The sequence below is a fragment of the Achromobacter sp. JD417 genome, from assembly GCF_041879325.1.
Taxonomy (GTDB): domain Bacteria; phylum Pseudomonadota; class Gammaproteobacteria; order Burkholderiales; family Burkholderiaceae_B; genus Achromobacter; species Achromobacter mucicolens.
The window spans coordinates 4,137,830-4,164,141 of record NZ_CP087159.1 but is presented as its reverse complement, the minus strand read 5'-3'; the positions used below and the strand labels follow the sequence as shown (position 1 = coordinate 4,164,141).

The window sequence follows — 26,312 nt, the reverse complement described above, 5'->3', positions numbered from 1 at the left end:
GACAATGAACTTCAAGCACACGCTGGGCGCGATCGCCCTGATGACGGGCCTTGCGCCCTTTGCCGCGGCCAACGCCGACTATCCCGAAAGGCCGATACGCATGATCGTGCCGTTTGCGGCAGGCGGCCCCGCGGACATGGTCGGACGCGAATTCGCCAAGCTGTTTGGCGAAAAGCTGGGGCAGCCCGTGGTGGTTGTGAATGCGGGCGGCGGTCATGGCGTGCCGGCATTGAACCAGGTGCTGGGCGCGGAAGCGGACGGCTACACGCTGCTCATGCCTGCCTCGGGCAACATGACGGTGCCGTCCAAGGCCATGCAGGGCAAGAAGGTGCTGGAAGTGCTGGCGCCGATCAGCCTCTTGACCGAAAGCCCGCACGTCCTGGTGGTGAACGCGCAGTTGCCGGTGAATTCGGTGCCGGAACTCGTCGATTACGCGCGCGCCCATCCCGGCAAGGTCAATTTCGGGTCGGCAGGCGTGGGGGGCGTGGCGCATCTGGGCATGGAACTGTTCAAGAGCAAGGCCAAGGTGGATGTGGTGCACGTGCCTTACCGGGGTACCTCGCAGGTGCTGACCGACCTGGCGTCGGGTCAGGTTCAGGCGCTGTTCAGCAGCATGCCGTCGCTCAAGCCCATGATCGACAAGGGAGCCGTGAAGGCGCTGGCGATGAGCGCGCCGAGCAAGGGCGCGGATACCGCGAAGCTGCCCCTGATTTCGCAGACCCTGCCAGGCGTGTCGTACACCACCTGGTACGCGCTCTTTGCCAAGGCGGGCACGCCGCCCGAGGTGCTGGCCAAGCTAAACGCGGCGGTGGTCGACACCCTGAAGAATCCCGAGCTGAACCAGAAGTTCGAGTCGCAGGGCGTGGAGTTCGTCTCCAGCACGCCGCAGCAGCTTGCCGACACGGTGCGGCGCGACACCGCGCAGTGGACGGCGCTGATTGACGAAGCCGGCATCGAAATCGAGTAGGCATCGCGTGGCAAAGCGGGGAGGGCGGCCGCCTTACCCCGCTTTTGCTACGACTTAACACGTCTTTTCCGGCCAGGCTTTGCTATAAAAGCGCCTACAGCATTTCTGTAGGGCCGGGAAAATGTCGATTCTTACGATCAGCCGCTGCGGCGCGGCCTTGTTCTTCGTCGCGCTGGTGGCCGGTTGCTCGTCCACCAAGCCGACGGCAGAGGAAAAGGCCAGCGCGACAACTACCACGCCCGCTCGGGCCAGCAACGAGTGCAAATCCAATCGCAAGCAGTGCCTGCACGAAGGCTCTTACGATGTCGGCGAGCGGGCATACGCGGAAGACGAGGCCAAGCGCCTGAACCTGGCCGAGTCCCAGCGCCTGCGCCGCCTGTTCGATAAGTAATCCACACCGTTAATGTCTTGCCCAACGCCGTCGAACTGTCGTCGATGACCCGAAAACCGCTCGCCATCATCCAGATGGGCCGCCCGCCCGAAGACCTGCGGCAGGCGCAAGGCGAACAGTCCGACTGGATGCTGGCCGCGCTGGACGACCCGGACCTGCCGGTGCGCGTTTGCAAACCCCACGATGATGAGGCGCTGCCCGCGTGGGACGAGCTGTCCGGGGCCGTGCTGACCGGATCCTGGTCCATGGTGACGGATCGCGAACCCTGGAGCGAACGCACTGCCGAATGGTTGCGCGGCGCGCATCGCGCGCAGCTGCCGCTGCTGGGCATCTGCTACGGCCATCAGTTGATGGCGCACGCGCTGGGCGGCGTGGTCGATTTCCATCCCCAAGGCCGCGAGATCGGCCAACATGCCATCGACTTTTGCGCGGACGTCGCCGGCGATGCGTTGTTTGGCGCGCTGCCGCCGCGCTTTCTTGCCAATCTCACGCATGAGCAGAGCGTGCTGACGCCGCCGCCGGGCGCCGAGGTGCTGGCGCGGTCGCGGCACGATCCGCACCAGATCCTGCGCTATGGACCGAACGCATGGTCCGTCCAGTTCCACCCCGAGTTCTCGCCCACATTGATGTCGGCCTGCCTGGCGCGCCGGGCGCCGGTCTTCGAGGCAGAGGGCTACGACGTGGCGGCGATGGTCGCCGGGCTGGGACCCACGCACGATGCGCGCCAACTGCTGCGAACCTTTGCGCGGCGCTTCGCCTAGCCGAAGCGGATAGCGGCTTCCTGCCTTCATATCACACGCGCGTGACACGCCTGCCGGTGTGGCGCGCGCGTGCGCCGCTGTCGGTCTCGCGCCACAAAAAAACGATTGATTTGCGCTTCTTTGCGCCACATCCCTTGCGTCCCCAGAACTGACATATTGCGTCCCTAGAATTCGTTCCTGCCATGCGCCGTGTGCATCACTGTGCCGCCCGCAACGCGGGTCTGGCTACCTGCGCATGTCTGTTCACATCAATGGGAATCTGTAATGAAAAAGACTCTGTTCGCCACCGCCATCTTCGCCGCGCTGTCCGGCATGGCGCAGGCGGAAACCTCGGTGACGCTGTATGGCCTGATCGATACGGGCGTGGGCTATCAGCGGATCAAGGGCGATGGCTTCCACGAATCCAAGGTCGGCATGAGCAATGGCGTTTCCAGCGGTTCGCGTTGGGGCCTGCGTGGTTCGGAAGATCTGGGCGACGGCCTCTCCGCCGTGTTCACGCTTGAAAGCGGCTTCAATTCGGCCAACGGCCAATCGGGCCAGAGCAGCCGCCTGTTCGGCCGCCAAGCCACCATCGGCCTGAAGAGCTCGTCCTGGGGCCTGTTGGAATTCGGTCGTCAGACCAACATCGCCTCCAAGTACCTGGGCGCGATCGATCCGTTCGGCGCCAGCTACGGCCAGGCCAACATCGGCAACGCGTTCAGCGCCGCCAACACCGTCCGTTACGACAACATGGTCCAGTACTCGACCCCGTCGTTCGGCGGCTTCCAGGCTGGCATCGGCTACTCGTTCAACGTCGCTGACACGACCGCGGCGCAGACGGGCTTTCGCACCGCCAACAACACCCGCGCCATCACGGCCGGCGTGCGCTACGTGAATGGCCCCCTGAACGTCGCCCTGACGTACGACCAGCTGAACCCCGCCAACCAGCTTGGCAACGATGCCACGCCCAAGTCGTGGAACGTCGGCGCCTCGTACGACTTCGAAGTCGTGAAGCTGGCGGCCGCCTTCGGCCAGACGCGTGACGGCTGGTTCACCGGCCAGAGCATCAACGCCTTCGGCAGCACCGAAACCATCGCCGATGGCTTCCGTTCGAACGTTGGCGTCGAAGACTTCAAGGCCAATTCGTACATGGTCGGCCTGACCGTGCCGCTCGGCGCCAGCTCGATCCTGGCTTCGTGGCAACGTGCCGATCCGGACAGCGATCTGCTGACCGGTGGCGATTCGGCCATGAACGTGTACAGCATCGGCTACACGTACAACCTGTCCAAGCGTACGAACGTGTACGCGCTGGGTTCCTACGCCACGGACTTCGCGTTCATCGACGGCGTCAAGACCACGGTCGGCATGGTTGGTATCCGTCATCGCTTCTAAGCGGCAGACGTGATGAGCGGCGCGCCTGGCGCGCGCCGCTTGCGCCCTGCACCGCGGTTGCACTGAGCGGATTGGGCGTCTTACCCGGCCACAGACGCGAAAAAAGCGGCCACCTCCCTAGCTCCACTCTCAGTCCGCTCACCCGAACTTCGATCATGGCAAGCCGAAGGCCCGCGCATTCTGGCGCGGGCTTTGCCGTTTCTGGCTGACCGCCGGCCACGCCTTCCCACAATCCCTCATTGCGCGGCCGCGGCCCAAAAGGGCCGCGCGGGCGTTGTAGTATTGGAAGCTCAGCCTAAACATCGGATAGCTATGCAAACGCACAATGCTCGGCTCGCGGAAATGACTTTGGCGTTGGCGCTGGCCCTGACCGCAACGGCCGCGCCTGCGCAGACCCCGGATGCCTCGCCGGCTGGCGCCAAGCCGGCTGAAGCGAAGCCTGCCGAAGCCAAGCCGGCCGAAGCGAAGCCTGCCGAAGCCAAGCCTGCCGAAGCCAAGCCAGCAGATGCCAAGCCAGCAGATGCCAAGCCAGCAGATGCCAAGCCAGCAGATGCCAAGCCAGCAGACGCTAAGCCGGCCGAGGTCAAGCCGCCCGAAGCGAAGCCCGCGCAAACCAAGCCGGCCGAAACCAAGCCGGCTGGAACGAAGCCAGCAGAAGCGAAGCCAGCAGAAGCGAAGCCAGCAGAAGCGAAGCCAGCAGAAGCGAAGCCAGTAGAAGCCAAGCCAGCAGAAGCCAAGCCCGCCGATGCCAAAGCGTCCGGCGACCCCGCCGCCGCGCAGGATCCGAATGGCGCACCCGTGGACGCCGCGGTGGCGCCGCCGCCACCTCCTCCACCGCTGCAGGTCCTGGACGGCAAGCTCCACGTCGCCATCCCCGCGGGTTTCACCGAAACCGAGTTTCCGTCCGATCCGGCCACGCCCGAGGTCTCGGGCAAGATCTACCTGAACCGCGCGACCATGCAGGCCATCATCGTGATCGATGTGCCGGTCGAACAGGCCGTTGGCGATGACGACGCCTTCACGCTGGGGGCGATGGCCGCAGGCTTCCAATCGCAGCAGCAGGCCGCGGTGCCCACGTTCAAGAAGACGGGCGACGGCGCGTTCAAGGTCGGCAGCATCGGCGTCTTTCAACTTGATGCAACCAGCAGGCTGTCCGGCCGTCCCGCCGAACTGACGGCGTTGTTCGCGGCGTCGGGCAAAAAGGTCGTGACCTTTTCGGTCTACACGTTGGCGCAAGAAAAAGCCCGGCATCCCGGGCTGGTCGAAGAACTGAAAAAGGGCATGTCCGTAACGCCGTAATCGGCGCGACAGGCCAGAGCGTCCGTCACGCCGACCGGAATCAGTTCGGCTTCCAGAACACGTAATCGGCCTGGTATGCCACCTGCGTTTTCTGGCCCTTGTTGGCCGGCGAACAGGTCGTTTGCGGCACGCCGCCGCCTGCGCGAACCAGCCGTTGAATGTACGTGACGCCGGTCAGCACGCCCACGCCTCCCGACGGATTGGCCAGCACGAGCTGGTCGTACAGCCGGTCCGGTCCGGCATATGCGCGCACGGTTTCCATCCCCGTCAGGGTCGAGCCGTCGGCGGCCCGCCAGCTTTCTGGCGGGCTCTTGTACGTGCCGCGCGCGTCCGATAATCCCGCCGGGCCCGCGCCCAGCGTGGCGCTCGCGCCCGCGATGACCCAGGCGTAGCGCGCGCCGTCGGTCTGGATCATCCGGCATTCGTAGGTGATGACGCCTTCGGCCGGCGCGCGCCATGCGACGCTGTTGTCTGCCGGTACCTGCATGATCTGCGGCACGTTGTCCTGGGCCGCCGCGGCGGAGGCGGTCAGGCTGGCCGCCAGGAACAGTCCGGCCAACGCCGGGCGAGGGTGAGTCGGAATGCGGTTCATCCATGCTCCTTCGGGCGGGCAGGGCGCCCGCGGTGGCAGTTGCGGGCGCGCTTGGCCCAAGGTCCGGCTGAGCCGGAATCGGGCCATTCTGCCACGATTCCCCGCCGGCGCTGGTCTCAATTGATTTGCAGCGTGTAGGCGGCTTTGCCGCGCAGCAGCGTCAACACCAGCGGCTGCGCGCCCGCGCCGCTCAAGAGGTCGCGCAGGTCCGCCAGCTTGCTGACGGGTCGCTGGTTCACGCCGATGACGATGTCGCCGCGCTGCAGGCGCGCAGCCACCGGGCCCCGGTCCGGATAGGTGGCGCTGACTGCCGCGCCGTCATTGCCCTGCACGCGCTGCGCGCGTCCCACCTCGGTGAACTCGACGCCATTCAAGCGCGCGTCCAGCGAGCCGCCATGCAGGCGCTCGTTTTGTTCGGGTTCGATGCGCAGCACGACGTCGCGCTTTGCGCCCGCGCGCAACAGCCCCACACGCACCTGGCGGCCCACCGGCAGCAGGCCCTCGGCGTTGCGCAACTGCGCGCTGGAACCGATCGCCTTGCCGTCGATCGACAGGATCTGATCGCGGGCCTGGATGCCGGCCTTCTGCGCGGGAGAACCATCCGCCACGCGGGCAACGGCCACGCCCGTCGATCCGGGCGCCAGGCCAAGCTGGCGCGCATTGCGCGGCGTGATGTCCAGTGTGTCCAGACCCAGCCCCCCGCGTTGCACCTGCCCGTGCTGCAGCAACTGCCGCATGACCTCGCCCGCCAAGTTGGACGGAATGGCAAAGCCGATGCCCACGTTGCCGCCCGACGGCGTGTAGATCATCGTGTTGATGCCCACCAGCTCGCCGTTCAGATTGACCAGCGCGCCGCCCGAGTTGCCCGGATTGATGGAGGCGTCGGTCTGGATGAAGTTCTGGTAGCCGGCGGCGCGCAGGCTGGACCGGTCCAGCGCGGACACGATGCCCGACGATGCGGATTGGCCCAGGCCGTAGGGATCGCCGATGGCGACCACGAAGTCGCCCACGCGCAAATCGCTGGAATCGGACAACGCCAGCGCTTGCAGGTTTTGCGCGGGGATGCGCAGCACCGCCAGATCGGTGTCCGGATCGCTGCCCACGACGGTGGCGTTGAAACTGCGGCCGTCCTGCAACGACACGCGGATGGTGGCGGCGCCGCGAATTACGTGGTGATTGGTCAGCACGTTGCCTTGGCTGGCGTCCACGATGACGCCCGATCCGACGTTCTGGCGCACGCCGCCGGGCGCGCGCGCCGGGTTGGCCGCTTGTCCGTCCGATTGCGCCGAGATGTTCACGACGGCGGGCGTGACGCGCTCGAGCATGGGGGCCAGCGAGGGCAAGGGCTGTCCGTCGACAGCCAGCGGAAGCGCGGCCCGCGCAGGCGGTAGCGGCGCGGCCAGCAGCAGGGCGCAGCAGGCCGTGGCAAGGAATGCGGGTAGGCGTCGCGCGCGGCGCGATGCACTTCGCGCGACGCAACGGGGTTCAAGAGGCGGCAAGGCCAGGCGGGGCATATCGATCCTTCCGGCAACGAGGCGGCAGTGTTCACCGTCCCCGCTGCACGCGTGTGACGACGCGCGCGGCTTGCGGCCGGCGCGCGAACGGTCACGGATTGTCGCCGAACTTTGGCGCCCGGTCCGGTGCGCCCCGCGTGGTCAGAACCCGACGGCCTGGCCGTCGCGCCGAGAGTCGGACGCGGCGACGTAGCCACCCTGCGGCAGGCGGCAGATGAGCTGGGCCGAGCCGAACTCCAGGCTGTCCACCGGCGCGACCGCCACGTTGTGGCCACGCGCGCGCAGCGTATCGACCACGTCGGCCGGCAGGTGCGACTCCACGTTCACGACAGGGCCGTTCTCGACGCGGAAACGCGGCGCGTCGCTCATGGCCTGCGGGTTCTGGCCGAACGCCGCCAGACGCGTGACCATCTGCAGATGGCCCTGCGCCTGCATCGACCCGCCCATCACGCCGAACGACATGAGAGGTTGGCCGCGGCGCGTCACGAACGCCGGGATGATGGTGTGCATCGGCTTCTTGCGCGGCGCAATCTGGTTGGCGTGACCCGGCTTCAGCACGAAGTTCAGGCCGCGATTGTGCAGGCTGATGCCGGTGCCGGGCACGACCACGCCCGAGCCAAAACCGTGATAGTTGGACTGGATGAAGGACACCATCGTGCCGCTGGCGTCGGCAGCGGTCAGGTAGACCGTGCCGCCGGTAGCCGGGGTGCCTGCGGTGGGCACGCTGGCGCGGTCCATGGAAATCAGGCGGGCCCGTTCGGCAAGATAGGCGCGGTCGAGCAGCGCGTTGGCGTCGGTGCGCATGTGGCGCGGATCGGCAACGTGGTGGTGCAGGTCCGCAAACGCCAGCTTCATGGCCTCGATGCTGACGTGGTAGTAGTCGGCGCTGTCGCGGCCCATGCCTTCCAGGTCGAATTGCTCAAGCATGCCCAGCGCCATCAGCGCCGAGATGCCCTGGCCATTGGGCGGGATCTCGTGCAGCTCGTAGTCGCGGAAGGATTGCGAGATGGGCTTGACCCATTCCGGCCGGTGTTCGGCGAGGTCCACCGCGCTCAGGGCGCCGCCCGTCTTGCTGGCAAAGTCCGCGATCTTGCGGGCCAGTTCGCCGCGGTAGAAGCTTTCACCACCGGTCTCGGCGATGTCGCGCAGCGTCTTGGCCTGGTCCGGAAAGCGCCACCATTCGCCGGCTTGCGGCGCGCGGCCTTGCGGCAGGAAGGCGTCGGCAAAGCCGGGTTCGGCGGCAAGCTTGGGCGCCTGGTTGGCCCATTGGCGCGCAATGGTCGGCGACACCGCGAAGCCTTCTTCGGCGTAGGCGATGGCCGGTTCGAACAGCTTGGCGAAGGGCAGCTTGCCGAAGCGGTCGGACAAGGCCTTCCAGCCGGCGACCTGGCCCGGCACGGTGACCGTGCCCCAGCCGGTGCCCGGCATCGCGTCGCGGCCGTCGAAGTATTCGGGTGTCCACGCGGCCGGCGCGCAGCCGCTGGAATTCAAGCCGTGGAGCTGGCCGTCGTGCCAGACCAGGGCGAACATGTCGCCGCCGATCCCGTTCATCACGGGTTCGACGACGGTCAGGGCGATCGCGGTGGCAATGGCGCTGTCAACGGCATTGCCACCGGCCAGCAGCATGCGTAGTCCCGCCTGCGCAGCCAGTGGCTGGCTGGTCGCGACCGCGTTGGCGGCCAGGACCGGCATTTTTCGGGAAGCGTACGGAAAAGACCAATCGAAGGGGGAGGACATGGATGCTGGAACTCGTTGGAAAAATTACTGCGGGGTGATGCCTGCCTGGTCGATCAGCTGCTTGGTGCGCGGAATCTCAGCCTTGATGAAGGCGGCGAATTCCTCGCGGCTGCCGCCACGCGGCTCGGCGCCGGCTTCGGCGAGCTTACCGCGCAATGCGGGATCGGCGAGCACTTTGTTGACGGCGCGGTTGAGCTTGTCGAGGATCGGTGCGGGCGTGCCCTGCGGTGCGACAAGGCCGTACCACGGCGCGATGTCGTAGCCCGAAAAACCTTGCTCGGCGATCGTGGGAATGTCCGGCGCCAGCGCCGAGCGCTGCGAGTTGGACATGCCCAGCGCCAGCAGCGCGCCGCTCTTGGCCTGGGGCAGGCCGGTCATGATGGTGTCGAAGTACATCGACACCTGGCCGCTCAGCAGGGCGGGGATGGCTTCGCCCGCGCCCTTGTACGGCACGTGCAGGATGTCGATGCCGGCAACAGACTTGAGCATTTCGCCCGCCATGTGCGAGGTCGTGCCCGTGCCGAACGAGGCATAGGTCAGCTTGCCCGGATTGGCGCGCGCATAGGCGACCATTTCGGGCAGCGTCTTGAAGGGTTGCTTGGGGTTGGCCAGCAGGATGTTCGGGGTGTAGGCCACCAGCGAGACCAACTCGAACGCGTCAGGATCGTAGGCCAGGCGCTTTTGCAGGAAGCGGTTGGTGACGACGGCGGCCGGGCCGCCCATCAGCAGCGTGTAGCCGTCCGCCGCGGACCGTGCGACCGATGCGCTGCCGATGGCGGCCGCGGCGCCGGGACGGGCTTCGATGACGAAGGGCTGACCAAGCTCGGCGGACAGCGCCGCGCCAAGCTGGCGCGAGATCAGGTCCGTGGCGGAACCGGCCTGGAAGGGCACGACGATGCGCACGGGATGCTGCGGCCAGTCCGTGGCTTGCGCGCCGGCCTGCGCCGCGAAGGCCACGGCGGCAGCGCCTGCCAGCGCCCGGATGAGACGAAATTTCATGGATTCCCCTTGATCGCGTTATGGAAAGCGTATGGGCCGGGCGGGTCTCTTGCCCCTTCCGGCCGAGCGGGCGCGGCATGCCGCGTCCTGCCCTGGATTAAACGCAAGCGGCGCGCATCCGGCCATTAGGATTTGTATTCATGGATCATTGGATCCAGTTTGTGTTATTTTCGCCGTTATCTATCATGGCGGCTTTTCAAGCCCGGGGACGAAAGTGCTGCAATTCCAGAAGACAGCCATCAGCGCCGAAGACGAGGCGTACCTGCATTTGCAGCGTGAAATCCGCCTGGGCCACTATGCGCCCGGTCAGCGGCTGGTGCCGGACGTCGTGGCGGCTGAAATCGGCACCAGCCGCATGCCGGTGCGCGGCGCCCTGCGCCGCCTGGCCTCGGAGGGCCTGGTCGAGATCCGCGCCAACCGCGGCGCCGTGGTGCGCGGCCTGAACCAGCAGGAAATGCTGGAGGTCTTTGAAATGCGCTCGGTGCTGGAAGGGCTGGCGACGCGCAACGCCGTGGCCAACATGGGGCCCGAACACATCCGCCGGCTGGTCAACATGCTGGCGCAGCTGGACCAGGGCGCGAACGAAGACCTGGACTGGACCGCCGCCCACCGCGAATTCCACGAATACCTGTGCAGCTTCTGCAAGCAGCCGCGCCTGTTGAACCAGATCTCGGAACTGCACTCGGTCGTCGAGCCCTACATGCGCCTGTGGGCCGCCCAACCCGGCCGCGTGCTGCGCGTGCGCGAATCGCATCAGGAACTGATCGACGCCCTGCAAACCCGCGACGCGGCACGCTGCGAGGCCGCCATGCGCCAACACGTCCTGAATACCGTCCCGGCGCTGCAGGCGTTCCTTGAACAGGCGGGCTGATCCGCGCCGCCGCGCCGGTTGTCCGACACCCGGCCGCCACGGCGCCATCCGCGCCTGCCAAACGGCTTCAATGCGCTGACCGCTCACCGGACAGGATTTCCAATTCCCCGTCCCGCTCGCATATAGCCAGGAGTAATATGTGACGCGTCCGGCGGCGCACGTCCGCCGGCGCAAGCAAGCCGAATCACGCCTGGTCCTTCCCACCCCCTGTCGACAGCGGAGCCCCCTCCGTGCCTGCCCTCGGTGTCTGCAAGTCCTGGCGCACAACCGGCCATAAAAAAGACACCGAGGAGAAGAGGAATTGGACAAGCAAGAGTCGGGCGGCTGGTATTTCGGCTGGAACATCGTTGGCGCCGCCACGGTACTCACGCTGTTTACGGTCGGCCTGCGCATGGGGATCGGACCGTTCTTTCTGCCCATGGCCGAAGGCTTGGGTTTTTCGCGTAGCCTGCTGTCGGGCATCGTGGCGATCGGCATGCTGTGCTATGGCCTGGGCATGCCGCTCGCCGGCTATCTGGTCAGCATCCGCGGCACGCGCTTCGTGCTCCTGACCGGCACGGCCATCGTCGTCGCCGCCTCCATCTGGACCGTCTTCGCGCGCAGCCCCCTCGAATTCCTGCTCGCCTTCGGTGTCGCGCTGTCCATCGGCCTTGCCTTCACCAGCCCCGTCGCGCTGACACCGGTGATCAGCCGCTGGTTCACGCGCCAGCGCGGCATGGCGCTTTTCTTCCTGTCCACGGGGTCGATGGCCGGCATTGCGCTGATGACCCCGACGCTCACCTACGCCATTTCGGCGGTGGGCTGGCAGGAAACGCTGTTGGGCTTTGCGGTGCTGTTCGCCGTGCTGACCATCCCCATTGCGCTTTTCGTGATGCGCGACGAGGCGCCCGAGCACACCGACCTGCTGCCGCATCAGATCGTCGAGAAATCCAGTTCGGCCAAGCCGGCCGCCAAGACGCCCGCGCCGCGGCTGGGCGAGGCGCTGCGCACGTTGCCGTTCTGGCAGGTTGCGCTGGGTCTGTTTGCCTGCGGGTTCAGCATGAACCTGCTGGGCACGCATGGCATGCCCATGCTGATGGATCACGGCTTTGACCCCACCACCAGCTCGCTGGGCATCGGTCTGATCGGCCTGGTTGCCATCTTCAGCACGCTGGTGCTGGGCCGCATGTCCGATCAGGTCGAGCGCCGCAACATTCTCGCCGCCATTTATCTGGTGCGAGGCCTGGGATTCTTTGCGCTCGTCATGGTGGGCGCGCATTGGGAGCTGTACCTGGCCGCGACCATCGGCGGCATCGTCTGGGCCGGCAGCATCGCGCTGTCCTCGGCCATCCTGGCCGACGTGTACGGCATCCGGCTGGTCGGCGTGCTGTATGGGCTGACGTATCTGGGCCACCAGGTGGGCGGCATGATCAGCTCGTGGCTGGGCGGCTGGGCCTTCGAAACCTTCGGCACGCACTGGGTCGCGTTCGGGTCGGCCGGGGTGTTGCTGTTGCTGGCGGCGCTGATTTCGCTGCGCCTGCCGCCGCGCGGCGTCCTGCGGGCGCCGCGCGTGGCGGCCGCTGCCGGACGCTGAACCTGCCGCGCCGCGGCAACCGGCCAGGGATGCGGCGCATCCCCGGCGTGCGGGACGGCTAGCGGTCTTTCAGCAGCGACACCAGTTCGGGCACATAACGCTCGCCGCCGCCTTGCGTGACGGCCTGGTCGAACGTGTGCTGCACGGCGGCGCCGATCTCGCGCACGGCGCCGGCTTCGGCGGCCATGGTGTTGTAGTACGAAAGGTCCTTCTGCGCATTCGACATGAAAAAGCGCAGCGACGACGGATCCTGTTCCAGCAGATACGGCTTGATGCGCTCCAGCGCCACGCCGCCGCCGCCGCCCTTTGCCAGGACCTCGGTGAAGACGGCCGGGTCGATGTCCGAACGCAGCGCGCACGCCGCGGCTTCGGACAGCAGCGCCACCACGCCCAACGACACATAGTTGTGCAGCAGCTTCATTCGGTGGCCCGCGCCCACCGGCCCGGCATGGGTGATGTTTTCGGCAAAGCAGGCCAGCAGCGGCTTGCATTCCTCGAACAGCGCGGCATCGCCGCCCACCAGCAGGTTCAACCGGCCTTCGGCGGCTTCCTTGGGCGTGCGGGTCATGGGCGCGTCGAGGAAGCGCCCGCCGCTCTCGGTGACCGCCTGGGCGACCTTCACGGTGGACGAGGGGATGGCGGTCGAGCAGTCGATGATGACGGTGCCCGGACGTAGTCCCTCGAGCACGCCGCCCGGCGACAGCAGCACGGCTTCGACCTGCGGGCTGCCGGTCACGCACAGGATGATCACATCCGACTGCGCGGCAAGCTCGGCGCCGCTGGCCACGCTGACCGCACCAGCAGCCTTGAGCGAGTCCAGGGGCTGATTGCCCGGATGCTCAAGCACGGTCAGCGCGTGACCGTGCTTGACCAGGTTGCTTGCAATACCGTGGCCCATGAGGCCGATTCCAACCATGCCGACTTTTGCCATCTTCCACTGCTCCTGCCATGTAGGGTGATTGTTGTGCCGTAAATCTTACCCGCAGAAGCCGCAAGCGGGGCCAACGCGCACTCGCGGCCGCTCGCCGGGCGTCCGCGCGCCGATCACCGCGCTATGCCGGGGCGGGCGCGTCTGCAATACTTTCGAGGATCGTCCATCGGGACTCTTGCAGCGGCAGCCATGACAGACTCCATCCCCGCCGGTTTCACGCCCTGGTATCCCAGCAGCCAGTTCATGCGCCACCTGAACGATCTTGGCCCGTTCTACCGCCGCAAGGCCGACAACGTGCTGGGGCTGCGTGTCACCACGGCGCACGGCAACATGCACGGCATGGCGCACGGGGGATTCCTGGCAACGTTTGCCGACAGCGCGCTGGGGCTTGTCATCTCGGAAGACGCCCACGTCTCCGTCGTCACGGCGCAGATGTCCGTTGAATTCCTGAACGCCGTCAATCCGGGCGACTGGCTTGAGGCGCACGTGCAGATCGACAAGCAGGGCAAGCGCCTGATCTATGCGACCTGCCGTCTGCAGGTGGACGGCCGCGCCATGCTCAAGGCCAGCGCCGTGTTCGCGGTCCGCCACGCCGCCGTGCCCGCCTCGGACGGCTAGCCACGGCGAGCCGCGCGGGTGATCAACGCGGGGGCGGGGGGGGCGCTACAGATACGGCGTGGCCAGCCAGATCACCTTGTTTCGCAGGCGCTTGGCAAAGGGCGCCTGCAGCAGGTCCTCGAGCGTCACGCGGTGCGCGTTGGCGACCAGCGCATCGAAGCGCGCATCGAGCCATCGCGCCACGTCGCGGTCGTAGATCTCGGTGTCCAGCTCGAAATTCAATCGCAGGCTGCGCGGATCCAGATTCGACGAGCCGGCATACGTCCAGGCCCCGTCCACCGTCATCAGCTTTGAGTGGTCGAACGCGCCGCTCGAGCGCCAGACGCGGCAGCCCGTGCGCACCACCTGGTCCAGCTGCGCCGTCATCGCGTAATCGACCAGCCGCAGGTTGTTCTTGCCCGGGATCACGATGTCCACAATGATCCCGCGGCGCGCCGCCGTGGCCAACGCCCCGATCAGCGTCTGGTCCGGCAGGAAGTACGGCGACTGGATCCGCACGTGATGCCGCGCCACGGCCAAGGCGCCCAGCAGCATGTTGTGCGTGCTGCCCAGCGCGCGGTCGGGCCCTGACGGCACGCAGCGGATCGGCACGCGGCCCGACGGCGGCATGAAGTCGGGATCGAACCACGGCTTGGCGGGCAGCGACTCGTGCGTCGTGAAATTCCAGTCATGCGCAAACACCGACATCAGTTGCGTCACGATCGGTCCTTCCACGCGGAAATGCGTATCGTGGTTGGTGGCGTCGCCCGCCAGCGCGCTGACAAACGCCGCCCGCACGTTCATGCCGCCCGTAAAGCCCACCCGGCCATCCACCACCAGCACCTTGCGGTGGCTGCGCAGATTGGCATAGGGCATGCGCAGCACTCCCATCGGATTGGTCATGAACCGCGCCACCGGCACGCCCGCCCGCGCCAGCATGCGCACGATCGGCGGACGGGAGTACTTGGACCCCACCGCGTCGATCAGCACGCGAACCTGCACGCCCCGCGCCTGCGCCTCGATCAGCGCCTCGGCCACTTCCCGCCCGATCGGATCGTTGTCGAAGATATAGCTCTGCATCGCCACCGTGTGGCGGGCCTCGCGAATGGCCTGCAGCATGGCCGGATACGTCTCGTCGCCACCGGCCAGCGGCCGCACCTCGTTGCCGGCCAGCAGCTGAAACCGGCTGACCCGGTCACCCAGCACCTTCAGCGACGCGAACTGCTCGCCCGAGATCGACACCACATCGACCGGCGCAGTCTCGACCTGCTCGGCGTCTTCCTGCATGGCGTCGTCGCGCTGCTGCGACACCCGCGTCTTGCGGATACGGTTGATCCCGGCGACGAAATAGAAGAGCGCCCCAAGGATCGGCGAGAACATCGCCACCCCCACCCAGCCGATGGCCGCCCGCACATCCTGCTTGGTCATCGCAGCATGCACCGCCGCGCCCGTGCCCGCCACGATGCTGATGGCAAAGGCAATATGAGGCCAGTATTCGATCAAAAATGCGTGTATGCGATCCATGGCGAGGGCTTGAGACGCGGCCTCCATTGGTTAACCAAGCGCAAGGATAGCAAGGCTGCCGCGGGTGGCAAACGTGCTGCTTGGGAGTGATTTCACACGCTTTAAAAAAACGTGCTAGAATTCGGCCTCTTCGTTGTTGAGCTTCTTTCGAAACAGGTTTCAAAAGCGCGCTGCGACGAAAGCGCTTCAGTAAATCTGAAGTGCAAAGCAAGACCAGTGGTGGCTGTAGCTCAGTTGGTAGAGTCCCGGATTGTGATTCCGGTTGTCGTGGGTTCGAGTCCCATCAGCCACCCCAAGAATTTCCCATACATTACAGGCGCTTAGGCGCCTGTTTTGCTTTCTCGGGGAGATTCTGGGGAGAAATCGCTGTTTCCAGGCGCCTCATCTCCAGTTCATTCTGATCACCGTCCAGCCATTTGGAATAGGTTTTCAAGAACATCTCGACGCTGTGGCCCAACTGCTTCGCGCAGAAGGCCGGCGTCATCCCAGCCATCAGCATCACCGTCGCATACGTGTGCCGCATGTTGTATGGCCTTCTGTAGCGAATCCCCAAAAGCTTCAACGTTGGTGTCTAAAAGCTGCGCCCAAATGCGCGCTCGTCTTCCCATTGCGCTGAGTACCGCGGATCGTTAAACACCGCGGCACCGGCGATCTGAGTGTGCTGCCGTTGAGCCTGAATGGCGGCCAGCGCGCCGCTGTTCAGAATGACCTGTCGCGCTACGGCTGTTTTTGTTCGATCCTTTCTCTCGCCGCGTACCAGAGCGTCTGCCACCGGCACGGAGCCGGATGCCAGGTCTATGTTCGGCCATTGCACGCCGAATACTTCGGACGTCCGTAGGCCACTCCAGAACCAGAACTCGATCAGATTGTGGACTTGGCCTGGGAACCGCTGGCCCGAGAAAGCAGCTTTGGGAGGCAAACGGCAGTGCTCGGACGATTGGACCGGGATACAGGACAGTGGAGTTCGTCTCTGCGGCGTACGCCAGTAACGCCAATATCAAGAAGATCAACGAGCAGATGTGTGACATGCTCATCATGCTGCGTTTCACGCGGGCTCAGTACAAGTGGTTCGCGCAGGCTGAGGACTACACGTACTACACGCTAGACGCGCCCAAGGACTCGGAGGTCTTGAAATGGCAACATAACGGCCGTTTCAAGGTATTGCCCTAGAACAGGCCAACGCACAGTTTCCTTCGTAGAGTTGGGGTGTCGGACTACGACGTGGAGTGGCAACGCCATGCCCTGAGCGACTTGAAAAAGTTGAATTTGTTCCCGGCGGCTCGGGCCAAGAGCAACGCGCAGATGAGGTGATTGGGCACTGCCTGAGACGTCCGCACAATTTTCGCGCGACTTCGAATGCGGAATGCTGCTCCCTGCAAAAAGGCGCTGGATTTGGCGGTGGTCGGGCCCAGCCCGCTAAATCGTTCCGGAGGGAAATCGGGGCACAACACCTTAATGGTGATAACGCCCTAATACAGTTCCAGAATTGGATTGTGTCGGTAGGCAAGTGGAGGGTGTCAACTAGAGGTGATACTGCCTTATCGATGGCAATTTTTGGAAGGGTTTCCTGAGGAATTTCCGATCATGCGACAGTCGATAGGCTGGGCGTTCTTCGGTGAGAAAATCACTAACAATGCGTAGATGACGGCGGCCAGTGCAATGAGGGGAACAATCCTTTTCATGTGATTTGAAATAAACAAGTAACGGATCGCGTCAGAGTTTACTCCATTCGTATTACTACTTTTGACTGGTTGGATACCAACTCGCGCAGGCGGCTCATGGTTGATAGCGAAGGCGAAGCGGTCGAATTCGATTGGATGCCCCGCCCACGTCACTAGATTGGCCTGGCGGGCCTAAAACGGCATCGAACGCCAAAACAATAATCCCCGCCTCAAAACAACAGCCAGACGATCACCGTGCCCCATGTCGTGATCAGAATATGTCCGAAGGCCACTGTGCCGGAATAGCCGATGACCGCGACGGGGCTATCAGATTTTTCTTGAACCGCGGCAAGGCCGGCGGTCATGGTTTGCACGCCGGCCAATGCGCCCAACAATAAAAGCGGCTCAAGCTTCGACAAATATCGTCCGACCAGCAAGCCCACAAACAAGGGCACCAGCGTCACGACGATGCCCGCCAGAAAGATCGTCAGTCCAACTTCTTTCAGCGCGTCGACAAAAAGAGGCCCGGCTTTCAATCCGATCATGGCGACGAAGCCGGCCAGCCCGATCGACTTCATGAATTCCAGGGAAGCGTGGGAAATTCGGCCGAATAACGGCTTGCCCGCATTGCGCCAGCCAACCAAAAGGCCCAGCACCGCCCATCGCCACCCGCCGTCCTTCATTCCCCGGAAGAAGCTTGGGCCCACGGAATATCCAATTCCGAACATGAATAACAGGAACAGCACCTGCTTTGCGGTATCCGATATCGGAACTTGAACGAAGTATCCGATCAGCAGCCCGGCCAGCAACGATCCCGTTACGGGTCCAAAGCCGACGCCGCGAATCTTGAATGCCCCCACCCAGTAGCCGATCCCGATGGCAAGGAAAACTGCCAGTTCCGGGTTGCGCTGCAGCAAATTGCTAAAGAAGTCCATGGCATTTGTTTCCCCGTAAAAGGAAGCTCCAGCGCTTCGAGCACGTCCGGCTTCGCGCCGGCACCGCGCGTTGATTTTGATTGTGCAGATGGCAGCGATTTGCGTCCCAAACAGTTTCAGACATGGGCCGTTGGGTATGTTGACCGATGTCAATTTCGTTGATGCGGGCTGCTCTACTCTGACGCTGCACATCCGCGTTGCGCGGGCGTCGCACTGGATTTCCGAACCTGCATGACTCAGTGCTTTCCATTCAGGAACAGTCAAGGAGAGAATCATGAGTTGGTTTGTGGACACGCTTAAAGCCTATCCGGAAATCGCCATCTTCCTGGCGCTGGGCTTCGGATACTGGATAGGCGGCAAAAGCTTCAAGGGCTTCAGTCTGGGCGCCGTGACCTCGACGCTGCTTGTCGCGATCGTCATCGGCATACTGGGCGTCAAGATATCCCCCAACGTGAAATCGGTCTTCTTCCTGATGTTCCTGTTTGCGGTGGGATACGGGGTGGGGCCGCAATTTGTGCGCGGTATTGCCAAGGATGGACTACCCCAGGCGATCTTTGCCGTCGTCATGGCGCTGTTGTCCCTGGGCGCGGCCGTCGTTGCTGCGATCCTTGCCGGTTACGACCTGGGATCCGCGGCCGGCCTCTTCGCGGGGTCGCAGACCATCTCCGCGTCCATGGGGCTGGCGACCGATGCGATCGGGCGTCTTGGCCGCTCGCCCGAGGACACCCAGGCGTTGCTGGACGCCATGCCGATCGCCTACGCGGTCACGTACATTTTCGGCACCGTGGGCTCGGCGATCATCCTGGCGCAGATCGGGCCGAAGCTTCTTGGCATCGACCTGGTGGCCGCCTGCAAGGCCTATGAGGTGAAACTGGGAGCCGGGCAGGGCGGGGCGGACGCCACCAACTGGTACGAGTTCGACGTCCGGGCCTACTCGGTGGCACAGAACAGCCCATTCATCGGCAGGACCGTCAGCGAGATCGAGGCCGGCGTGCAGCCCGGATTCCGCGCGTTTGTCGAGCGGATCCGGCGAGGCGGAAAGATCATCGAGGCGGATCCGGCAACCGTCATCCAGGCGGGGGACGTGGTCGCGATCGGCGGCAAGCGCAACCAGATGATCGAACGGCTTGGCCCCAGCGGGCGCGAAGTCGAGGATGCCGAGCTGCTGGACATCAAGACCGAGGGCGTCGACATCTACATCTCGAACAAGAATGTGGATGGCAAGCCGCTGGAAGAACTGGCGCATTGGCCGGGCGCCCGTGGCGTGTTCCTGAAAAAGATCCGGCGCGGTCCGACCGAGACAGTGATACCCATCCTGCCAAAGACCCAGTTGTTCCGGGGCGACGTCATCACCGTCGTCGGTCGCACTCAGGACATCAATGCGACCGCCGAGAATCTCGGTTACGTAGACCGGCCGACCGCGGTGACGGACGTTGCGTTCATGTCCTTGGCCATCACGATCGGCGCGCTTGCCGGCGCCGTCGTGATCAACGTCAGCGGCATCCCGCTCACGCTCTCCACTGCGGGCGGTGCGCTGATTGCCGGCATCGTCTTCGGCTGGTTCCGCGCCATCCACCCCACGTTTGGCCGCATTCCCGAGCCCACGCTGTGGTTCATGAACTCCGTCGGGCTCAATGTGTTCATCGCCGTGGTGGGTATATCGGCCGGCCCGGGTTTCGTCGCCGGGCTGCAGAAGTTGGGCATCAGCCTCTTCCTGTGGGGCATTTTCGCGACCGCCGTTCCGCTCGTGCTGGGGATGCTGATCGCCAAGTTCATTTTTCGCTTCGACCCGGCCCTGATCCTGGGCATCTGCGCCGGAGCGCGCACCACCACCGCGGCGCTCGGCATGGTCTGCGAGGCCGCGAAAAGCCAGGTTCCTGGCTTGGGATACACGGTGACCTACGCCGTCGGCAATACCTTGCTGACGATCTGGGGCATGGTGGTGATCATGATTCTTTCGTAACGACACCCACGCGCCTCGGCTGGCTGTCTGCCGGGGCTTATGCCGGCCATCTGGGGACTGCCATGACATGCGACACCAACGAACACCGCCAACTTGACCATCTGCTTTCGAACTCGGCCGCGCGCCTGGACCGGTGGCGCGACTTAAATGCCAAGGCGCAAACCTGGGCTGCAGAGGTCCGGTGCGCAAGGACCGGCGAGGGCGCGGGACCCGTGCAGGAAGCGCTGGCGGACCTGCGTCCGATGGAGAGCTACTTCGCCTACCCGGGCGTGCGGTTGCTGCATGCGCTGGACGAGCGGATTGCCGACGGCGATGGCATGGGCGCGGCGCGTCTCATCCTGCGCATGAGCAATTCCCTGCTATCGGGCAGTTATCGCTACGACGAGAGCGAATGGCAGGCGACAGAGGAATTCTCCGCCGAAGGGCCCGACCGCACCCCGCCCGGACTGGCGGGAAGCCACGCCAGCCGGCCGTACTTCGAGGCGCTGTTCGTGAGCCCGGCGCCCGCCGCCCGCGCGGCGGCCATTACCCGAGAAATCCGCGAGCTGCGGCGGCACGACGACCCGCTGATCTACGAGCCCGTCTTGGTTGGAAGCGTCGAAGATGCCTTGCTTGCCACGATTCTCAACGGCAAGCTGGAGGCCGTCGTCATCTATGACGGCATCCCCATCCCTTCCAAGCACGATGCCCCGCTGCTGCGGGATTTTCTGAGCGTCTACGAGCACCTGGACATGACGGTCGACGCGCCGCGCGAGATCGGCGTGCGGCTGGCCCACATGATCTCCCGCATCCGGCCGGAGCTGGACATTTACCTGCTGACCGACCGAAACGTGGAACAACTGGCGGGCGACCCCAGCGCCTCGGCGATCCGCCGCGTCTTCTATGAGGTCGAAGAGCCCATGGAGGTGCACCTGAACATTCTGGAGGGCGTGCGCGATCGGCAATCCACGCCTCACTTCGACAATCTCAAGCAGTATGCCGCCAAGCCAATCAGCACCTTTCATGCGCTGCCCATCGCGCGGGGCAAGTCGATCATCAAGTCCAACTGGATTCGCGACTTCGGCGAATTCTACGGGTTGAACCTCTTCCTGGCCGAGACGTCCGCCACGACAGGGGGCCTGGACAGCATGCTGGAGCCCACGGGCAACATCAAGGTCGCCCAGGAGAAGTTCGCGCGCGCAGTCGGCGCGGACCACGTGTTCTTCGTGACCAATGGCACATCCACGTCGAACAAGATGGTTTACCAGGCGGTGACCAAACCGGGCGACATCGTGATCGTGGACCGCAACTGCCACAAGTCTCACCACTACGGGATGGTTCTGTCGGGCGCGCAGCCGCTCTATGTGGAAGCCTTTCCGATGACGGAGTATTCGATGTATGGCGCGGTTCCGCTGCGCACGGTCAAAGAGGCGCTGCTGGCGCTGAAGTCGGCGGGGCGGCTGGACAAGGTGGCCATGGTCACGCTGACCAACTGCACCTTCGACGGGCACATCTACAACACCCAGCGCGTCATGGCCGAGTGCCTGGCCATCAAGCCCGACCTGATTTTCCTGTGGGACGAGGCGTGGTTCGGGTTTGCGCGCTGGTCGCCATTCTTGCGCATGCGCACGGCGATGGGCGCCGCGGCCGCGCTGCAGGCATGGCGGGACGACCCCAAGGCGCTCGAGGCCTGGCAGGCACAGTGCCGCGAACTTGGCGAGGATCTGGACCCCCAGGATCCGCGGCTGCTGGATCGCGTGCTGGTTCCCGATCCGCGGGCCATGCGCGTACGCGTCTACGAGACGGATTCGGTGCACAAATCGATGTCCAGCCTAAGACAGGGATCGATCATCGCCGTGCGCGATGAAGACTACGAGCACCATGTCTCGGCATTCCACGAAGCGGTGTTCATCCATGCATCGACGTCGCCCAATGCGCAGATCATTGCCTCGCTGGATGTGGCGCGCCGTCAGATGGAGCTGGAGGGCTACGAGCTGGTCATGCGCGCCATCGAGGTCGCCCTGGCCATCCGCCGCGAGGTCGCGAATCATCCTCTGATTTCGCGGTACTTCAGCGTGCTGGGGGCCGACAAGATGATCCCCGAGGAATTTCGCGCATCGGGCTTTGCCGACTATCTGGCGCCGGGCATGAACTGGCTGACGGCCGTGAAGTCGTTCAAGGAAGACGAGTTCTGCCTGGACCCGACCCGGCTGACGCTGGTGTGCGGCACGGCGGGATACGACGGCACCACGTTCAAGAACCTGCTGGCGTCCCGCTATAACATCCAACTCAACAAGACCTCGCGCAACAGCGTCTTGCTTCAGAGCAATATCAACAACACACGCAGTGACGTCGCGATGCTTATCAAGGTGCTGCTGGAAATTTCCGAGGAAATCGAATCAGGATTCAAGGAAAGCGGCGAAGCGGGCAGGGCAGAATTCGCCGAGAAGGTCAGGAGCCTGATGGAAGATGTTCCCAGCCTTCCCAACTTCAGCCGCTTTCATGACGGCTACCGGGATGACCCGCGCAGCCCCACGCAGGAAGGCAACATGCGAGACGCCTTCTTCGCGGCCTACAACGAAGCGGATTGCGAATACCTGCCGCTGTCCAGTCAAGATATTGACAAGCGCCTGGAGGCGGGGCCCCCGCTGGTGTCAGCGAATTTCGTCATCCCGTATCCGCCGGGCTTCCCGATTATGGTGCCAGGCCAGGTCATCGACGCGAACACCATTGAGTTCATGCGCAAGCTCGATGTCAAAGAGATCCATGGCTACAACGGGGCGCGCGGAATCAAGCTGATAAAACCGTCGGTCTTCAGAGGCGCCGCGGGAAATACAGCATGAGCAGATTCTTTGCGACGCTGTTCAAGACGCTTTTTGCTGGAAGGCGGCACATTGACGCTGCTTTCGGCCTTGCCCTGATCATGGCGGCCGGGCTGTTTCTTCAAGGGTGCACCGCGACGCCCGCCAGGCTGCAGGCGGTGCCGCACGGCTTGGTCGACCAGGTTGAAGTTCCTGGAATGCCTGGTGTGCGTTATCTGGTTGTGGCCGACTCGCCGAAAATTATTCAGGCAGCCTACGAGTCGTTGAAAAGGGAACAGGATTATCTTGCGAGGCAGGGGTTTTCGGGCAAGCTGGGACCCGCGGTATTCCTTGCGATTTCTGGTGGGGGCGACAACGGGGCGTTCGCTGCGGGATTGTTGAACGCATGGACGGAAACAGGCACCCGGCCGGAGTTCAAGCTTGTGACCGGCATCAGCACGGGGGCGCTGATTGCCCCTTTCGCGTTTGCCGGCAAGAAATATGATGCGACGCTGAAGGAAGTCTATACAACGACTTCGCCAGACGACGTGATGGTCAAGCGCAGTTTGCTTGGCGGCGTGTTGAGCGACGCGATGGCGGACAACCGGCCGCTCCTGGCCCTGACCCGAAAGTTCGTGACGCAGGAGTTCCTCGAGGAGATCGCCGCCGAGCACGCCAAGGGGCGCATGCTGTTGATCGGCACGACGGACCTCGATACCGGCCGTGGCGTCATCTGGGATATGGGCAAGATTGCCACTTACGGCGGTCCTGCGGCATTGGACCTGTTCGTAAAGGTCATGGTCGCCTCGACGTCGATTCCGGGCGCTTTTCCTCCGATGATGATTGACGTGGAAGCCGGTGGACGACGCTACCAGGAGATGCACGTTGATGGCGGTGTCGTGGCGCAAGTGTTTGCCTATCCGGTGACCCTGCGCCTGGCTGAGGAAGCGACGCTGCGCGGCGCCAACCGCGAGCGGGAACTCTATATCATCCGCAACGCCCGGCTGGACGCGGACTGGATTGAGGTGCAGCGCGCCACAATGAGCATTGCGGCGCGGGCGGTCGCGTCCATGATTCAAAGCCAGGGTATTGGCGATCTTTACCGCATTTACACGACGGCGCACCGTGATGGCGTCCAGTTCAACCTTGCGTTCATTCCATCGAGCTTTCGGGCGCCGCATCGAGAGGAGTTCGATACGGAATACATGCGATCGCTCTACGACACCGCCTATGACATGGCGTTGAAGGGCTTCCCGTGGACCCATTCGCCGCCGGGCTTCGCTTTGCCGACCGCTGATTCACCCGTCAAATAGATCGCGGGATGCGCCGCGCGTGCCGTTGAAGAGCCTAACGACAGCACGAGCCCGATGAAGATCGAGAATCATGAAAACGCCGGCAGCAATGAAGGCGGTGGCCACGCGAGGCGCCAGCGAGACGGACGGCCCAAAGAATCGAAGATTTCTGATGGGAACGCTTGTGGACGCGTTCCTATACTTCGTCACTTGCGCGCAGTGCTACCCAGATTGCCGGGATGCGCGATTTTGCGTTCTTGCCATAACAGACGATGCCGTATTCCGAACAGTCGCTGCACTGGGGGCAGTATCACCCTCGGTTTATCCATGACGCGTTCCATGCGCCGCGCGGGGTGGCGGTGCGGGCGGCCCACGCGGACCCATTTCCCATCGGCGCCAAGGCCTACATCGTCGACGAGGACGAGTCATCGGAATGGGCCGTTCGTCGGATCCTGGCCAATTTTTCCATCGACGTCATACAGAGCCGGACAGTGCGTGATTTCCTGTCCATTTATTCCGAGGGCGAGTGCGACTGCCTGATCATGGACTTTGGAAAATTGACCGCAGATAGGGCCGTGGATCGCGATTTGGCCCAGGCAAATGCCGCTCTGCCGATGATCTTCATCAAGTCCGAGCCTGAATTCGGCGACGCCGTCGAGGCCATGCGGCGCGGTGCGGTGGACTTCTTTGCCAAGCCGCTCAATTCCAGCCGTCTATCCCATGCCATTCACTTTGCGCTGCGCCTGAGCCGCCGCGCGCATCTGAATCGCGTGCGGGCGGAACAGGAAGAAGCGCGAAAGGCGCTGCTGACGCAGCGTGAGCTTGTGATCGTCCAAGGCGTGATTGCGGGGCATTCCAGCAAGGAAATCGCGGAACATCTGCATATCTCCGTGCGAACCGTCGACAACCACAAGGCGCGTGTTTATTCCAAGCTGAATATCAATTCTTCGCTTGCGTTGGCCCGGCTGTTCATCGGTCTGATAAAGCCTGGCACTGACTGGCGCTCGAGCGAGGGGCAATCCGATTATGTGCTGGCAAAAGGGTAGTTTTACTCTCCATTCCAGCGTCTTGTTCTTGAAATAATGTGTCGCCCAGTCTTCCGATACGTCAGTGCTGATCGTGGCCTGCAGCCTTGCGCGGTTCTGCGATGTAAATGCAAAGAGACATGGCGGAGCTTCAAATTTGTCTGAGGCGCACGCGGTTATTGGGTCTCGCAGGCCGAGCGTTTTTGCGCTCGGCCTGTTGAGTGATATTTAACGCGCAGAGCGCATCGTTGATTGAGTCACAAGGACTGTTATGAATAAAAAAATAATCTCCCGATTCGCGTGCTTGGGAGTCGCTGTTGGACTGATCGCAGTCAAGCCAGGCCAAGCCATCGCTGCCGAAGACTTCAAACCGCCCGTGGGAAAAATCTCGCAACGCGCCGCGCCCGTCAAGGGCACGCCTGCCGCCTCCACGACGTCCACGGGCGGTCAGGAGATTGCCCGGTCCCGCGGCACGGCCATTGCTCCCGACAAGGGGCTGTCCATCACGTCGGGCGCAACGCTTAATTCGCAATTGATCCGTGTGCGTACCTCCGGCGGAACCGGCACCTTGAACTTCCGGTTGCTCGACACCAGCGGCAAGCCCGCCGAACTGCCCGCCGGCCTGGTGTTCGGATCCGACGGCTCGCTCTCGGGCGCCGCACCCTCCGTCGCCAGCCCCAAGACGCTGACCTACCTGATCCAGGTCGAAGACAGCGGTGGCGGCAAGGCCAGCCGGGCGGTGCAACTGACCATCAACCCGCCTTTGAATGTCGAAGGAGGTTCCATTCAAGCGACGGCGGGCGGCCGGATCAAGAGCCCCGTCAAGTTCATCAACGTCAGCGGCGGCACCGGCACCTACGCCGTGTCCTATTCAAACGCTGATGGCAGCGCCATGCGTATCCCGTCCGGCCTGGTGCTCGACGGCAGCGGCCGCGTCAGTGGCGCGGTGCCCAAGTCTCTGGAAAAAATGGCAGGTCTTACCGCCACCATCAGCGACGAAGGTGGCGCCCGTGTTTCCATTCCGGTCGACTTCAATCTGGCGCCCGCGCTCGAAATCTCGACCAATCCGATCGAACTCACGGCCGGCGCCACGATGCCGACGGCATTGCCGGTAGTGAACGCCACGGGCGGTAGCGGCGCGGTGCGCTACGCGCTTTTCGACAAGGACGGCACGACGCCCGCCCGACTTCCGGATGGCCTGAAGTTCGACGAGGCCACCGGCACGCTGCGCGGTCTGGTGCCGCCCACGCCGCAAGAGGGCCGTTACGTGGTGCTTGCCCAAGACGCCGGTGGCGGCGAGGCAAGCGCCCGATTCGAATGGAAGATCAATCCCCAGCTTCAGATTTCATTCGAGTAAATCGAAGTATTAAGTAAAAAATAAAAATCCCGCCTTCCGTATTCTGGAAGGCGGGTTTTTATTTTTTGGGGACATATTGAACCCGCGCCCTATGGTGCTGCACCCGGGGTTTTCCTTTTATTGCACAGCCCGCTGCGGCCCGGCGCAGCGATTCAGTACGTAACATCTCTTT

At 63.9% G+C, this 26,312-nt stretch carries 22 protein-coding genes and 1 tRNA gene; 15 read left to right on the top strand and 8 right to left on the bottom strand.

Annotated elements, in window-relative coordinates:
* Positions 1–4: 4 nt before the first annotated feature.
* The 5 genes from LN047_RS19175 (at position 5) to LN047_RS19155 (ending at position 4,789) form a co-directional block, all read left to right on the top strand.
* On the top strand, positions 5–967 hold the full coding sequence (locus LN047_RS19175) for a Bug family tripartite tricarboxylate transporter substrate binding protein (RefSeq protein ID WP_373979890.1): 963 nt from the start codon (positions 5–7) through the stop codon (positions 965–967).
* 121 nt (positions 968–1,088) lie between these two features.
* Positions 1,089–1,358, top strand: coding sequence for a hypothetical protein (locus LN047_RS19170; RefSeq protein WP_174245433.1), 270 nt, complete (start codon positions 1,089–1,091; stop codon positions 1,356–1,358).
* A gap of 17 nt (positions 1,359–1,375) precedes the next feature.
* Positions 1,376–2,119 carry a glutamine amidotransferase gene (locus LN047_RS19165; protein WP_373979889.1) on the top strand — a complete coding sequence of 248 codons (744 nt, stop codon included), beginning with the start codon at positions 1,376–1,378 and terminating at the stop codon, positions 2,117–2,119.
* Positions 2,120–2,383: 264 nt separating this feature from the next.
* On the top strand, positions 2,384–3,490 hold the full coding sequence (locus LN047_RS19160; protein WP_373979888.1) for a porin: 1,107 nt from the start codon (positions 2,384–2,386) through the stop codon (positions 3,488–3,490).
* A 348-nt stretch (positions 3,491–3,838) separates the two neighbouring features.
* Entirely contained in the window at positions 3,839–4,789 is a 951-nt protein-coding gene (locus LN047_RS19155; RefSeq protein ID WP_373979887.1) for a hypothetical protein, read from the top strand.
* Positions 4,790–4,829: 40 nt separating this feature from the next.
* Here the strand turns inward: LN047_RS19155 and LN047_RS19150 are convergent, their stop codons facing one another.
* The 4 genes from LN047_RS19150 to LN047_RS19135 form a co-directional block, all read right to left on the bottom strand.
* Positions 4,830–5,381 carry a DUF3455 domain-containing protein gene (locus tag LN047_RS19150; RefSeq protein WP_373979886.1) on the bottom strand — a complete coding sequence of 184 codons (552 nt, stop codon included), beginning with the start codon at positions 5,379–5,381 and terminating at the stop codon, positions 4,830–4,832.
* A 116-nt stretch (positions 5,382–5,497) separates the two neighbouring features.
* The gene (locus LN047_RS19145) at positions 5,498–6,724 is read right to left on the bottom strand and encodes a trypsin-like peptidase domain-containing protein (protein ID WP_373979885.1); all 1,227 of its coding nucleotides are present in this window, start codon (positions 6,722–6,724) and stop codon (positions 5,498–5,500) included.
* A gap of 312 nt (positions 6,725–7,036) precedes the next feature.
* Positions 7,037–8,632 (bottom strand): gamma-glutamyltransferase, encoded by a 1,596-nt coding sequence (gene ggt, locus LN047_RS19140; RefSeq protein WP_373979884.1) that lies wholly within the window; start codon positions 8,630–8,632, stop codon positions 7,037–7,039.
* A 24-nt stretch (positions 8,633–8,656) separates the two neighbouring features.
* Positions 8,657–9,631 carry a tripartite tricarboxylate transporter substrate binding protein gene (locus tag LN047_RS19135; protein WP_062842169.1) on the bottom strand — a complete coding sequence of 325 codons (975 nt, stop codon included), beginning with the start codon at positions 9,629–9,631 and terminating at the stop codon, positions 8,657–8,659.
* A 214-nt stretch (positions 9,632–9,845) separates the two neighbouring features.
* On the opposite strand from LN047_RS19135, the gene LN047_RS19130 reads away from it, so the two are divergent.
* Entirely contained in the window at positions 9,846–10,502 is a 657-nt protein-coding gene (locus LN047_RS19130; protein WP_063954363.1) for a GntR family transcriptional regulator, read from the top strand.
* Positions 10,503–10,803: 301 nt separating this feature from the next.
* Positions 10,804–12,075, top strand: a complete 1,272-nt coding sequence (locus tag LN047_RS19125; protein WP_373979883.1) for an MFS transporter — start codon at positions 10,804–10,806, stop codon at positions 12,073–12,075.
* A 58-nt stretch (positions 12,076–12,133) separates the two neighbouring features.
* On the opposite strand, the gene LN047_RS19120 is transcribed toward LN047_RS19125, so the two are convergent.
* The gene (locus LN047_RS19120; protein WP_056323227.1) at positions 12,134–13,006 is read right to left on the bottom strand and encodes an NAD(P)-dependent oxidoreductase; all 873 of its coding nucleotides are present in this window, start codon (positions 13,004–13,006) and stop codon (positions 12,134–12,136) included.
* 189 nt (positions 13,007–13,195) lie between these two features.
* Between LN047_RS19120 and LN047_RS19115 the strand changes: the two genes are divergently transcribed.
* Positions 13,196–13,624, top strand: a complete 429-nt coding sequence (locus LN047_RS19115) for a PaaI family thioesterase (protein WP_152385058.1) — start codon at positions 13,196–13,198, stop codon at positions 13,622–13,624.
* 45 nt (positions 13,625–13,669) lie between these two features.
* On the opposite strand, the gene cls is transcribed toward LN047_RS19115, so the two are convergent.
* Entirely contained in the window at positions 13,670–15,127 is a 1,458-nt protein-coding gene (cls, locus tag LN047_RS19110) for a cardiolipin synthase (protein ID WP_373979882.1), read from the bottom strand.
* 219 nt (positions 15,128–15,346) lie between these two features.
* Between cls and LN047_RS19105 the strand changes: the two genes are divergently transcribed.
* Positions 15,347–15,422 (top strand) — tRNA-His (locus LN047_RS19105).
* 15 nt (positions 15,423–15,437) lie between these two features.
* Here LN047_RS19105 and LN047_RS19100 read toward each other — a convergent pair.
* The gene (locus tag LN047_RS19100; RefSeq protein ID WP_373979881.1) at positions 15,438–15,650 is read right to left on the bottom strand and encodes a hypothetical protein; all 213 of its coding nucleotides are present in this window, start codon (positions 15,648–15,650) and stop codon (positions 15,438–15,440) included.
* A 434-nt stretch (positions 15,651–16,084) separates the two neighbouring features.
* On the opposite strand from LN047_RS19100, the gene LN047_RS19095 reads away from it, so the two are divergent.
* Positions 16,085–16,297, top strand: a complete 213-nt coding sequence (locus LN047_RS19095) for a hypothetical protein (RefSeq protein WP_373979880.1) — start codon at positions 16,085–16,087, stop codon at positions 16,295–16,297.
* 721 nt (positions 16,298–17,018) lie between these two features.
* Here the strand turns inward: LN047_RS19095 and LN047_RS19090 are convergent.
* Positions 17,019–17,999, bottom strand: a complete 981-nt coding sequence (locus tag LN047_RS19090; protein WP_373979879.1) for a hypothetical protein — start codon at positions 17,997–17,999, stop codon at positions 17,019–17,021.
* On the opposite strand from LN047_RS19090, the gene aspT reads away from it, so the two are divergent.
* From aspT to LN047_RS19065, 5 genes are all read left to right on the top strand, one after another.
* On the top strand, positions 17,998–19,686 hold the full coding sequence (gene aspT, locus LN047_RS19085) for an aspartate-alanine antiporter (protein ID WP_373979878.1): 1,689 nt from the start codon (positions 17,998–18,000) through the stop codon (positions 19,684–19,686). The two genes, LN047_RS19090 and aspT, sit on opposite strands and share 2 nt — an antisense overlap.
* 62 nt (positions 19,687–19,748) lie before the next feature.
* A complete protein-coding gene (locus LN047_RS19080) occupies positions 19,749–22,508 on the top strand; it encodes a decarboxylase (RefSeq protein WP_373979877.1) in 2,760 nt (919 codons plus the stop codon).
* Positions 22,505–23,779 carry a patatin-like phospholipase family protein gene (locus LN047_RS19075; RefSeq protein WP_373979876.1) on the top strand — a complete coding sequence of 425 codons (1,275 nt, stop codon included), beginning with the start codon at positions 22,505–22,507 and terminating at the stop codon, positions 23,777–23,779. Before LN047_RS19080 ends, LN047_RS19075 begins: the two co-directional genes overlap by 4 nt.
* Positions 23,780–24,030: 251 nt before the next feature.
* The gene (locus LN047_RS19070) at positions 24,031–24,804 is read left to right on the top strand and encodes a response regulator transcription factor (RefSeq protein WP_142054157.1); all 774 of its coding nucleotides are present in this window, start codon (positions 24,031–24,033) and stop codon (positions 24,802–24,804) included.
* Positions 24,805–25,087: 283 nt separating this feature from the next.
* The gene (locus LN047_RS19065) at positions 25,088–26,140 is read left to right on the top strand and encodes an Ig domain-containing protein (protein ID WP_373979875.1); all 1,053 of its coding nucleotides are present in this window, start codon (positions 25,088–25,090) and stop codon (positions 26,138–26,140) included.
* The last annotated feature ends 172 nt before the right edge of the window (positions 26,141–26,312 follow it).